Source organism: Bacillus sp. 3255 (assembly GCF_031456485.1).
GTDB lineage: Bacteria > Bacillota > Bacilli > Paenibacillales > NBRC-103111 > Paenibacillus_E.
In genome coordinates this window covers 98,413-110,134 of record NZ_JAVDUS010000021.1, presented here as the reverse complement: position 1 = coordinate 110,134, position 11,722 = coordinate 98,413, and the positions used below count along the sequence as shown (strand labels likewise).

Annotated in this window: 16 protein-coding genes; all 16 read right to left on the bottom strand. The window is 48.6% G+C overall.

The annotated features are described in order from the left end of the window. Positions 1-12: 12 nt before the first annotated feature. Positions 13-1,158 carry a 1-deoxy-D-xylulose-5-phosphate reductoisomerase gene (locus J2X61_RS28005; protein ID WP_310192742.1) on the bottom strand — a complete coding sequence of 382 codons (1,146 nt, stop codon included), beginning with the start codon at positions 1,156-1,158 and terminating at the stop codon, positions 13-15. Positions 1,159-1,182: 24 nt separating this feature from the next. Then, positions 1,183-1,977, bottom strand: coding sequence for a phosphatidate cytidylyltransferase (locus J2X61_RS28000; RefSeq protein WP_274471355.1), 795 nt, complete (start codon positions 1,975-1,977; stop codon positions 1,183-1,185). A 78-nt stretch (positions 1,978-2,055) separates the two neighbouring features. After that, positions 2,056-2,829 (bottom strand): undecaprenyl pyrophosphate synthase, encoded by a 774-nt coding sequence (locus J2X61_RS27995; RefSeq protein WP_274471354.1) that lies wholly within the window; start codon positions 2,827-2,829, stop codon positions 2,056-2,058. 64 nt (positions 2,830-2,893) lie between these two features. Further along, a complete protein-coding gene (frr, locus tag J2X61_RS27990) occupies positions 2,894-3,448 on the bottom strand; it encodes a ribosome recycling factor (RefSeq protein ID WP_274471353.1) in 555 nt (184 codons plus the stop codon). A gap of 3 nt (positions 3,449-3,451) precedes the next feature. Next, positions 3,452-4,177: a UMP kinase gene (gene pyrH, locus J2X61_RS27985; RefSeq protein ID WP_274471352.1), complete on the bottom strand. Its 726-nt coding sequence runs from the start codon at positions 4,175-4,177 to the stop codon at positions 3,452-3,454. Positions 4,178-4,265: 88 nt separating this feature from the next. Further along, a complete protein-coding gene (tsf, locus tag J2X61_RS27980; RefSeq protein ID WP_274471350.1) occupies positions 4,266-4,916 on the bottom strand; it encodes a translation elongation factor Ts in 651 nt (216 codons plus the stop codon). 110 nt (positions 4,917-5,026) lie between these two features. After that, positions 5,027-5,725 (bottom strand): 30S ribosomal protein S2, encoded by a 699-nt coding sequence (rpsB, locus tag J2X61_RS27975; protein WP_274471349.1) that lies wholly within the window; start codon positions 5,723-5,725, stop codon positions 5,027-5,029. Between the two features lie 249 nt (positions 5,726-5,974). After that, entirely contained in the window at positions 5,975-6,484 is a 510-nt protein-coding gene (locus J2X61_RS27970) for a hypothetical protein (protein ID WP_310192662.1), read from the bottom strand. Next, positions 6,477-7,061 carry a DUF6115 domain-containing protein gene (locus tag J2X61_RS27965; RefSeq protein ID WP_310192659.1) on the bottom strand — a complete coding sequence of 195 codons (585 nt, stop codon included), beginning with the start codon at positions 7,059-7,061 and terminating at the stop codon, positions 6,477-6,479. Before J2X61_RS27965 ends, J2X61_RS27970 begins: the two co-directional genes overlap by 8 nt. A gap of 36 nt (positions 7,062-7,097) precedes the next feature. Then, positions 7,098-7,421 carry a hypothetical protein gene (locus tag J2X61_RS27960; RefSeq protein WP_310192656.1) on the bottom strand — a complete coding sequence of 108 codons (324 nt, stop codon included), beginning with the start codon at positions 7,419-7,421 and terminating at the stop codon, positions 7,098-7,100. Between the two features lie 19 nt (positions 7,422-7,440). Beyond that, entirely contained in the window at positions 7,441-8,850 is a 1,410-nt protein-coding gene (locus J2X61_RS27955; protein ID WP_310192652.1) for a flagellar assembly protein A, read from the bottom strand. A 31-nt stretch (positions 8,851-8,881) separates the two neighbouring features. Then, positions 8,882-9,670, bottom strand: a complete 789-nt coding sequence (locus tag J2X61_RS27950) for a FliA/WhiG family RNA polymerase sigma factor (RefSeq protein WP_274471343.1) — start codon at positions 9,668-9,670, stop codon at positions 8,882-8,884. A 19-nt stretch (positions 9,671-9,689) separates the two neighbouring features. Next, positions 9,690-10,130 (bottom strand): hypothetical protein, encoded by a 441-nt coding sequence (locus J2X61_RS27945; protein ID WP_310192649.1) that lies wholly within the window; start codon positions 10,128-10,130, stop codon positions 9,690-9,692. Continuing rightward, positions 10,130-10,624, bottom strand: coding sequence for a chemotaxis protein CheD (locus tag J2X61_RS27940; protein WP_310192647.1), 495 nt, complete (start codon positions 10,622-10,624; stop codon positions 10,130-10,132). Before J2X61_RS27940 ends, J2X61_RS27945 begins: the two co-directional genes overlap by 1 nt. Continuing rightward, entirely contained in the window at positions 10,621-11,211 is a 591-nt protein-coding gene (locus tag J2X61_RS27935) for a chemotaxis protein CheC (RefSeq protein ID WP_379240630.1), read from the bottom strand. The genes J2X61_RS27940 and J2X61_RS27935 overlap by 4 nt, the downstream gene beginning before the upstream one ends. A gap of 36 nt (positions 11,212-11,247) precedes the next feature. Further along, positions 11,248-11,709 (bottom strand): chemotaxis protein CheW, encoded by a 462-nt coding sequence (locus J2X61_RS27930; protein WP_274471337.1) that lies wholly within the window; start codon positions 11,707-11,709, stop codon positions 11,248-11,250. Positions 11,710-11,722 lie beyond the last annotated feature (13 nt).

Genomic DNA, 11,722 nt, shown 5'->3' with positions numbered 1-11,722 from the left:
AAGCTCTTCTCCTTAAAACCGGATGGACTGAGCGAAAGCTCTAGCCCACTGATCCTGCTCATGAATTAATTCGAGTTCAGGATTGGCGAAACTTTCATGCTGCTGCAGCGCGGCTTCGATAACCTGCTCAATTTGCAGAAACGTGATCTCGCCTTTGAGAAAACGGGCGACGGCGACTTCATTAGCGGCGTTATACACCGTCGGTGTCGTTCCGCCCTGTCGGCCGCTCTCGAACGCCATCCGCATGCACGGGTATCGCTCATAATCCATCTCGCGGAAATTCAGCCTGCCGGCTTCAGCCAGATTGAGACGTTTCGTCGGCGTTGGATACCGGTCCGGGAACGTTAATGCGTATTGGATGGGCACACGCATATCGGGGTTGCCCAACTGCGCAATAATACTGTTGTCTATGAATTCTACATAAGAATGAATGACACTTTCCGGATGAATGATGACGTCGATTTGATCGTAGGAAAGATCGAACAACCAATGGGCTTCGATCACTTCCAGTCCTTTGTTCACCATCGTTGCGGAATCGATCGTAATCTTCGCGCCCATCGACCAGTTCGGATGCTGCAGCGCTTGTTCGACCGTAACGCCCTCGAGCTCCTGACGCGTGCGGTCCCGGAACGAACCTCCGGACGCCGTCAGCGTGATTTTCGCGATTTGCGAGCGGTTCTCACCGTTCAAGCATTGGTAAATCGCCGAATGCTCGCTGTCGATCGGAAGCAGATCAACGCCTTTGCTGCGAACGGCGCTTGTCACGATGTGCCCGGCGCTAACAAGTGTTTCTTTATTGGCAAGACCGATATGCTTACCGGCGCCGATTGCTGCCATCGTAGGCTTAAGACCTTGACTGCCAACCAAAGCGGTTACAAGCAAATCAGCGTCTGTGGAAGCCGCGACTTCCAATAAGCCTTGTTCGCCATGCAGCACCGTGGTTTGAGCCGGAACGCAGCTTGCAACCTCGTCCGCCAATTCTTTCGTCGCCACCGAAACTAGCTTCGGCCGAAACTGCTTCACTTGCTCGATCAGCAGCTTCGTATTGTATCCGCCTGAAATGGCTTCAACCTGGAATTTCTCCGGGTTGTGCTGCACGATGTCCAACGTCTGCGTACCGATCGAGCCCGTTGAACCCAGAATGGCAATTTTTTTCATCTCCAAATCACCTCACCTTTCGTGTTATATAGGAAGAATCCCGATCCAATATATAAAAGGAAAGACGATTAGCCAGCTGTCCATGCGGTCGAGAACGCCGCCGTGGCCCGGAAGCAATGTTCCCGTATCTTTAATGCCTTTCACACGTTTATAGGCCGATTGAATCAAATCTCCGACTTGACCGACGACTGCAATGATGAAGCCGAGTGCCAATGCTTTGCCCAAACCGAGCAAGTCCGGTGCATATAGAGCGAAACAGATAGCTGCGATCATGGAAATGATCACGCCGCCTATGGCCCCCTCGATGGACTTCTTCGGGGAGATGGTCGGCCACAGCGGATGCTTGCCCAGCTTCGAACCGACGAAATACGCCCCTGAATCGGACGCCCATATGCATACGAATATAAGGATGGACCAGAACAACCCATGCTCCGCCAGACGCGCCGTAATCATATAATAGAAGCCGAAAGCAATGTAGATGACTCCTAATAAGATGACGGACACCTGATCGATCGTGATTTTATTTTTCGAAGCGACCGTAATGAACAGAAGGACGAACATCGCCAACCAGATCATCGCGGTAGAAGAAACCGGCAGGGAGATGCCAACAAACTCCCACGGTATGGTAAGGTACAATAACGCAATGAGTCCGACAGCGCTTGTTCCTTTGTGCTTCATAAAGTCATTCATCTGCAGATATTCACGGTAACCCAGTATGGACACTAACACGATCAACCCCGCATACCAGTAGCCGCCTAATACCAATAAAGTAATGAAAACAGCTGCAGCAATGACCCCTGTGATAATTCTTTGTTTCAAGTTGAATCCTCCTAAATGACCGACTTCGGTCAGGCGGCGATAGCCCGCCATCTAGCATCGGGAGACAAGCTAATGAACTTAAAGGCCTCCGTATCGTCTCCCGCGGCGTTGGTACTCGGCGATAGCCTGCAAAAATAATGATTCCGTAAACTCCGGCCAGTAAGCCTCCGTAAACCACAGTTCCGAATAAGCTAATTGCCATAGCAGGAAATTGCTGAGCCTCAATTCACCGCTAGTGCGTATCAATAAGTCAGGGTCCGGCAAATCGGATGTAAGCATATACGTGGAGAATCGCGATTCATCCAGTTCCTCCGGCTGCAGCTTGCCGCTTTGGACATCCCGTATCATCTCTTGAACGCCGGCAATCATCTCTTTACGGCCGCCATAATTAAGAGCAAAGTTCAGAATGAGTCCCGTATTGTTTCTAGTCCGTTCGATCGCGCCTTCAATCGCACTAAGCGTGTGTTCCGGCAGCCCTTCTCTCCATCCGGTCATACGAATCCGGACATTGTTCTGGATGAGCTCCTCGATCTCCAACGGAAAAAACTCTTGCGGAAGTTTCATGAGGAAATCGACTTCTTCCTTCGGTCTCTTCCAATTTTCCGTAGAAAAGGCATACATCGTCAACACTTTAACACCGATCTCATTCGCGGCCATCGTAATTTTCTTGACGTTCTTCATGCCGGAATGGTGACCGGCTACGCGAGGCAAGCCTCTTTGCTTGGCCCAGCGTCCGTTCCCGTCCATAATAATGGCGACGTGCGCCGGTACCTTGTCTAATTCTATTTCGGGCCTAGCTGCAGAAACCGGCTGATTGTTCTTTCCAAACCATTGCCTTAATAGCTTGAGCACTGTTGTTCCTCCCAACTAGGGAAAGATGAAAAACCCCCAGCGACTACCCGGGGGCATATCTATCTTATACATCCATGATTTCTTTTTCTTTTGCAGCCAAAACTTTCTCAACTTCAGCTACGAACTTGTCCGTAAACTTCTGGATATCTTCTTGATGTTTGCGGGACTCGTCTTCGGAGATTCCTGCTTTCTCCAGCTTTTTAATGTCATCATTGGCATCGCGGCGAATGTTACGGATGGCAACCTTCGCTTCTTCGCCGAATTTTTTTGTCATTTTCACGAGCTCCATACGGCGTTCTTCCGTCAAAGCCGGGATCACAATACGGATGACGGAACCATCGTTGGACGGCGTCAATCCCAAGTCGGACTTCATAATCGCTTTCTCGATAGCGGACATGGAGCTTTTATCCCACGGTTGAATAAGCAAAGTTCTGGAATCCGGCGTCGTTAAATTAGCCAATTGATTCACAGGCGTCATTGCTCCATAATACTCCACTTGAATACGATCTAGCAAAGACGGTGTAGCACGCCCTGCACGAAGAGATGTCAAATCTCTTTTCAGTGCGCCAATCGCTTTATCCATACGGTCTTCTGCATTCTTTTTCACGGTTTGCGGCATCGTTTAGACACTCCCTTTAACTGTAGTCCCGATTTTCTCGCCAAGGACCACGCGTTTAATATTCCCTTTTTCCGTAATGTTGAACACCACTAACGGGATGTTGTTATCCATACAGAGGGAAGAAGCGGTGGAATCCATGACACCAAGATTGTTGCTGATGACTTCCATATAGGTCAACGTTTCGAATTTCTTTGCTGTTGGATCTTTGTACGGGTCAGCGGAGTACACGCCATCCACTTTGTTTTTGGCCATAAGAATAACTTCCGCTTCAATTTCAGCCGCTCTTAGAGCAGCCGTCGTATCCGTAGAGAAGTACGGGTTGCCTGTGCCTGCCGCGAAAATAACGACACGCCCCTTCTCCAGGTGACGAATTGCTTTACGACGAATGTAAGGCTCGGCCACTTGCTGCATCGTGATGGAGGACTGTACTCTTGTAGGCACATCGATGTTTTCCAATGCATCCTGAAGAGCCAGCGAATTCATTACGGTTGCAAGCATGCCCATGTAATCGGCTGTCGCACGATCCATGCCCTTCTCACTGCCGGCAATCCCCCGCCAAATGTTACCGCCGCCGACGACAATCGCAACTTCGACATTCAGTTCAACAACATCTTTCACTTGTTGGGCGATGGAGGTAATCACCTCGGAATCAATGCCGTAACCTTGCTGTCCCGCCAAAGCTTCGCCGCTCAATTTTAGCACTATACGTTTATAATAAGGTTGACCCAACTTGTAAGACCTCCGTTTCCATGCATGAACAAAACTTATGGGCTAAAAAAGAAGGAACACCAAGTGTTCCATCTTTTTGATATAGCTATTATAGTTTAACTTGGGACATAACTTCTTCTGCGAAGTTTTCTTGTTTCTTCTCAAGGCCTTCACCTAGAGCAAAACGTACGAAGCGGCGGATAGAGATGTTCTCGCCGATTGTGGCGATTTTCTCGTTCAACAATTGCTCGATTGTTTTGTCTGGATCTTTCACGAATGGCTGCTCCATCAAGCAGTACTCTTCGTAGTATTTACCAATACGGCCTTCAACCATTTTGTCAACGATTTTCTCAGGCTTGCCTTCGTTCAGAGCTTGGTTGCGAAGAATTTCTTTCTCTTTCTCCAACGCTTCTGTAGGTACTTCTTCACGACGTACATAGCTTGGGCTTGCAGCCGCGATGTGCATGGCGATGTCTCTGCAGAAAGCTTTGAATTGATCCGTTTTACCTACGAAGTCAGTCTCACAGTTGATCTCAACCAGTACGCCAACTTTACCGCCAGCGTGGATGTAGGATTCAACTGCTCCTTCTGTAGCAATACGGCCAGCTTTGTTAGCTGCTGCGGAAAGACCTTTCTCACGCAGAATTTCTCCTGCTTTCGTCAAATCACCGTTTGCTTCTTCAAGCGCTTTTTTGCAATCCAACATACCTGCGCCTGTTTTTTCACGCAATTCTTTTACTTGTGCTGCTGTTACTGCCATGGAAAGAAACCTCCCGTTAATGGTTTAATATGTAATGCCATTGATTTCTTAAAAAAAGGGTGGTGACAGGCTGTTACACCTTCCAACCACCCTTTTCACATTCTTATTGATTAAGCTGTTGTTTGCTCGCCTTGGTGTGCTTCGATAACTGCGTCAGCGATTTTGGCTGTCAGCAATTTCACGGCACGGATCGCATCATCGTTACCTGGGATCACGTAGTCGATTTCGTCCGGATCACAGTTCGTATCAACGATACCAACGATTGGGATACCCAATTTACGAGCTTCTGCAACAGCAATACGCTCTTTGCGTGGATCGATAATGAATAGTGCGCTAGGCAGAGTTTTCATGTTTTTGATACCGCCCAAGAACTTCTCAAGACGCTCTTTCTCTTTGCGGAGAATGATAACTTCTTTCTTAGGAAGAACTTCGAAAGTACCGTCCTCTTCCCATCTTTCAAGAGTTTTCAAGCGATCGATACGTTTTTGGATTGTTTGGAAGTTAGTCAACGTACCTCCCAACCAACGTTGGTTGATGAAGTACATTCCGCAACGTTCTGCTTCTTCAGCTACGGAATCTTGAGCTTGCTTCTTCGTTCCTACGAAAAGGATTGTACCATTATCTTCAGAAACGGATTTAACGAAGTTGTAAGCTTCCTCAACTTTTTTAACCGTTTTTTGCAAGTCGATAATGTAAATTCCGTTTCTTTCTGTGAAAATGTACTTGTCCATTTTCGGGTTCCAACGACGTGTTTGGTGACCGAAATGTACGCCAGCTTCTAAAAGCTGTTTCATGGAGATAACTGCCATCCCCAATCCCTCCTCTAAAATGGTTTATTTGGTATCCGCCGCCTGTCGCATCTTTGCATAAAACCTACCGATGTAAGCACCATTATGCAAATTGACTGGCGTGAGTTTTTAACACCGTGAATAAATATACCACAACTCAAATGGCGATGCAACCTTTTGTCGTTAAGCTCAATTTCCCTCGAAAAGGGAACGTTCATGTCGGATTTCAATAAAAAAAGACCTCGAATTGAGATCCGTTAGAACTGCGGTTTATTGCTGCTGAGTGAGTAAATTCGTCACGACCTGCTTCATATCCATCTGCCCTTCGAAAACATGAAAGCCAACCTGCAGCTTCGTATTGCCGCCTTGCTTGGCAAGCTCATCGGCGAAGGCTTTGCGGTCGGTGATCAGGCCTGATTTCACCAGCAGCTCGGCAACGGCCGTCGCGTCAAGATTAGGCTGAACGTAAATCACCGTTCGATGGACCGTTTCGACCTTTGGCTGCTCGGTGGGCTTAGCCGCAGCCAACCCTTCTGTCGCTTCCTTGACTTTCTGCCCGACACTAGCATCGAGTTCAGCCTGCGTATACATTTTGGTGTTCTTATCATAGACCTGATAATATTTGGAGGCTTCTTCTTTCAACTTTTGGGGATCCATCTCTTCCAGCGTCAACCCGGATCCGCCCGGAACACCGGAACGGACAGACATCACTTGCAGCAGCAGTGCCCCTACAATAACGCCAGTCCCTATGCCTACCAAGAAGGTTCGGTTTCTAAACACGAGCTCGTTCCTCCTGTCTGGAGAGCTGAAGAATCAACGAAACTTCGCCCTTGTTCATCCCTAATTTCTTGGCGATGGCTTCAACGCCTTTCCCTTGCTCATGCAAATCAAAAAGCTCAGCATACCTGCTCTTCATGCTCAAGCCCGTATAACTTGGTTCTTCGGGTACGCTTGCCTCCATAACGGGCAGCGTATCTGCTGAATGAACCGCGGCCGCGGCAGCTTGCGTCATGGATGCAGCTTCTATGTGAGCATTCGACGATGTATGCATCTGTTGGGTCACATGGACTTTCGTCAGTTCTTGCGAAAGCTCATGCTTCTGTTTCTCCAGCGTTTCGAGCCTTCCGGCCAGCTTGGCCAGTTCGACTTCATAATCCTGCTTCGTCTTCGCGAATAAATTCAGCAGCGATTGATTCTGCTCATCCATTTCTGCCGCGAAGTGCTCGATCGTTTCTTCGATCTCGGCAACTACGTTCTTCTTAGCTGAGGACCCTGCCTGATCTTTGGGCAGGAAGCGTGCGTACACGATGATGACCAAGCCTAAAAGCACGACATACATCCACGGCTGCATAGCCATAGGGTTCACCTTTTTCTATTAAATGAAATAACGCATTTATAATGATAAATCGATATGATGCCCTTTGTAGGGGTGATCGGGTTGGTGCGACAGTTCCGTTGTCCCCGTATCCGCGCTCGCCTTGCGCAACCGTTTCCCATTCGTATTCGGCTGCTGCTGCTTGCCATGATCCTTAATGTCGGCACGCACGCTCTCTTCGAGCATAGCACTGCGGTGGCGGTCTTGTTCCGTCAATTGTGAGGATTGATTCTCCAGAATCGTCTCGTCCTGACGAGGCTTCTGCATCATCTGGTTTTGCCGGATGCCCGCCTCATCATTCTTGTGTACAGCGAACTGTAAATCGATGGCCTTCAAACTCATCGCGTACCCTCTCCTTCGCTCAAACGTTGGCCATCATCGAAATATCCCCGTCGTTCAAGCGAAACGTCATGCGGTTCGTAGGATCCTTGATGAACTTGGTATAACGTCCAATGACAATCTTGGTCCCGCCATATACGGTAGACAATACTTCCACTTTTGCTTTTTCGGAGTCTTCAAGCGATTTCTCAATTTCCAGAATGCGCTCTTTAATTGTGTTTTGCTCTTCAATGGCCTGCTTTTTGGTATGGTTGAGCTTCACGCGCATGGCTACTTTATCCGGAGTCAGCTGCCCTGCGGCGGCTAATGAATCCAATAACGTCAGCGCTTTGTCCGTCTTGTCCATATTCTCCATAAAGATGCGAAGCTGGTTCCGCAAATGAATCATTTCATTGCGAAGCTCAGGCAGCACGCCCACTTCAACGACCGTTGTCGTCGACATCGAATTCCCGATCGTGCGCGCCGTTACGCGTTCTCCCGCCTGAATCGTGCCACCGACAATCAACCCTTTGGCACCGTTGCAATTGACCGCTTTGCCGGCACGAATCGTGGAATGCATGATGCTCTGAGATACGATCAGCTCGCCGGCCACTTCAACGGTAGCATCCTGAATGAAGGAACTTTTCACATTTTTACCAGCTTTCACCAGCGCTTTGTTCTGCCCGACGATGCCGGCATTAATCTCGATGGAACCGTCGGCTTCAAGCTCAGCCGCCTCCACGCCGCCCGTTACCCGAATATCGCCGGCTGCGCGAATTTTAAATCCTGGCAATACGCTGCCGCGAACGACAACCGTGCCGATAAAATCAATATTTCCAATATTATAATCCACATTCCCATTCACTTCATACACCGGGAAGACGTTGATCTTGTCACGGTCCGTCCGGACAACCATACCGTCAATGAGCGCATAGAGCGCCATTTGCTCTCCATCGGCCACGACGTTCTTGCCGATTTTGAAGCGCGTCTCTTTGCCGGCTTTCGTGAAGATCGTTTCGCCGGTGACCGCACGTCCAGACGTCCCCTCGGTTGCCAGGAAACGCTGACCGATCAGCTGCCCCTTTTTTACATTATGAAGGGAGATGACTTCTTTATAATTGACCCTGCCGTCGTCGAGTTCCAGTGGTTTCTTATCTTCAACGTCAAAATCGAAAATATATTTAATGTAGCCGTTCACACCGGGGACAGGCTTCGTTCCGTCGGCTATCACCACCTTCTGATGGTAGAAAGGCTTCGGATTAGCTGCGATTTGGGCAAGTAAAGCTTGGTTTAGACCATGAATGATATGATGCTTCTGTGCCAATTCTTCCAGTTGAGCTGCGGTTACATGGAAGTTATCATCGGGGTTGCCGATAAGCAAATAAGCTGATAATTTGTCATCCGAAATCGAGATCGTGACGTAATAATCTAAAGGCATGTTCCTCTCAAGCATGGAATTCCACCCTTCAACTTTAGCAAATTAGTTAAGTATCCTGAAATAACTGATTTTTAAATCGCCCGAGTACACCTTTAAGGCGAAGAATCGCTTTGGAATGAAGCTGCGAAATACGCGATGGCGATAAATTCATGACCTCGGCTATCTCGCTTAACGAAAGCTCTTCGAAATAAAATAACGATACAACGGTTCGTTCTTTCTCAGTAAGACGTTCAATCGCCTTCGCGAGTGAATCTTTCAAGAAAAACTCATTCACCTGAAATTCGGGATTTTTGGCTTTCTCATCCACGAGCAGGGAGAGCCGGGTTTCCGAATCTTCCTCCCGGATCGGATCATCAATCGAGCATATCGTCGTGATGGAGATGTCCTGCAGCATTTGCTGGAAGTCTTGCTCGCTTACTTGCAAATACGCGCTGATCTCGGCATCCGTCACAGAGCGCAAATATTGCTGTTCCAGCTTCTGGTACGCATCCTCGACTTTCTTCGCCTTTTCTCTTACGGAGCGAGGCACCCAATCGCCCTGCCTAAGCCCATCAATGATCGATCCGCGGATCCGCCAGGAGGCATAGGTTTCGAATTGCAAGCCGCGGGCATAATCAAATTTCTCCACAGCATCAATAAGACCCATCACACCGAAGCTGGACAGGTCATCTTTGGAAACACTTTTGGGAAGTCCAATGGCAAGCCGTCCGGATACATAATCGACTAAAGGCAAGTAACTCTCAATCAATGCTTGCTTAGCGGGAATCAAGCCTTGCTCCTTCCACTGCTTCCATAACTCGATATTCGCTAATTGCGATTGCTTCTGTTCGATCATGATTTACGTTTCACCATCCTTAGTCTTCAGACATTCGTCTTAAGGCACCCGCCAGTTGTTCAGGGTCCAGGTTATTCTTGGTGGCTAGCTTAGGTGGATTCAGGGGTGAAAATTGCATGTCGGCGGACGATGACGTTGTACTGCTTGTCCCCCTATTTGCTTTCAAAAGCTCACGCGTCTCCTCATCGTCGTCCGGTGTCGTCAAATCCATGGTCTGGCCGACGGATGACGCATCCGGTGCCGGCGCTCCCTGATCTGCACGCCCCGCCGCTTGCTCCGCTCCAATCATGAGACCTAATACCCAGCGAAAGCCGAAGGTCACCACGAATAGAATAACGAAGCTGTATAAGCTTCTGAGGCATGTCGTCAGGAATAAATTATTGCCAATCGATAAGCCAAAGGTTAACAATCCCGCCAACGCTGCTACGATGACATTAATGCGCATGGTTCCAATCATCATTAAATTTCCTTCACTCCTAATTGGACGCTTCGGATAACTAGAATACCGGTTTCGGTATGGAATTCGATCGTTCGACCGTAATTTGCTCCCGTATCCTCCGCTCGAATCGGAATTTTGTATTTATTCAACATTTCTTTACAAGATTCTACATTCCTTGGCCCAATTCTCATCGTATCATTATTTCCAGCAAATGCAAACATTTGGGCGCCGCCGGCCAGCTTGGCCTCTAACTTGTTAACGGACGCTCCCAGCTTCTCCATTCTGGCAATAAGCTCTGGAATCGCCGTGTCGGCGTACTTCGCAATATTCATCGTTCCCTCGCGGGCTATCTCGGAGGATGGCAGCATGACATGCGCCATTCCGGCTATTTTAGCGCGGCTATCATACAGGGTGACCCCAACACATGAACCGAGCCCTGTTGTCTTGAGTACACCCGTATGATGAGCAACATTCAAGTCAGCCATTCCAACTTTAATCAAATTATCCTGCGTCATGGAGACTCGACCCCTAATGCGGAAAATATTTTGCCAAACGATTCCGGATCAGGAATTAGGAAGAAATGCCCTTGTACTTCATTATCCCCTTCCAAAAATTTGGTATCAATGAGGAGCGCTTGATCCCCCATTTGCCCAAACTGCAGCAAGCCGTAGCTTAAAATGGCCCCCGCCATATCGATCGCCAATGCCGGTACTGTCGGCTGCATATTCAAATTCGTAAAATCAGCCAAAGAGGATAAATACGAGCCGGCCAGAATGTTGCCAATCTCATTAAGTGCGGACAATTCAAGCTCGGAGTATTCATCTTGCCCTTCTTCAATTTGCAATCCGATCAGGTCCCTCAGCATATTCTTCGCGGCATCCAAATTCAGAATGAAGAACATATTGCCGGGTGCGTCCCCTTCGACCCGCAGGAAGATGGCGAGGACGACCGTCTCCGCTCCGCCTACGCTGTCACAAATCTCTTCGAAAGGAAGCATTCTTACTTTGGGTACCAGCATATCGATCGGTTTATCAAGCAGTGTAGATAGGGCGGTAGCAGCATGCCCCGCACCTATATTTCCTACTTCTTTGAGCACATCCATTTGAAAGTCTGCCAACTGATTGAAAACGTCCACAAGTTAGTCCTCTAGTCTTTCCAACTGTTGTAGCTCGTTACGATCGAGAACCTGCTCCAAGTTCAGCAGAACGAGCAGACGCTGCTCGCCGACACGCGCAATGCCGTCCAAATATTTGGCCTTGATGCCGCCGACGATCTCTGGCGGATTGTCGATGTTGTCCGTATCCAAATCGATGACATCGTTCGCGGAATCTACGATGAGCCCGACTTCAAACTCTCCGGCGGAAACGATGATAATCCGAGTGGCGTCAGTCGTTGCTTGCACTTCCAACCCGAAACGGGAACGAAGGTCGATGATCGGAATCACAACTCCGCGCAGGTTAATAACCCCTTTAATGAATTCCGGCGCTTTCGGCACGCGCGTCATCGGCTGCATTCTCTCAATTGTTCTTACTTTCTCAACTTCTACGCCATACTCTTCCGTTCCAAGTGCGAAGACAATTACCTTTTTTTCTTCTCCCATTGTAATACCCTCC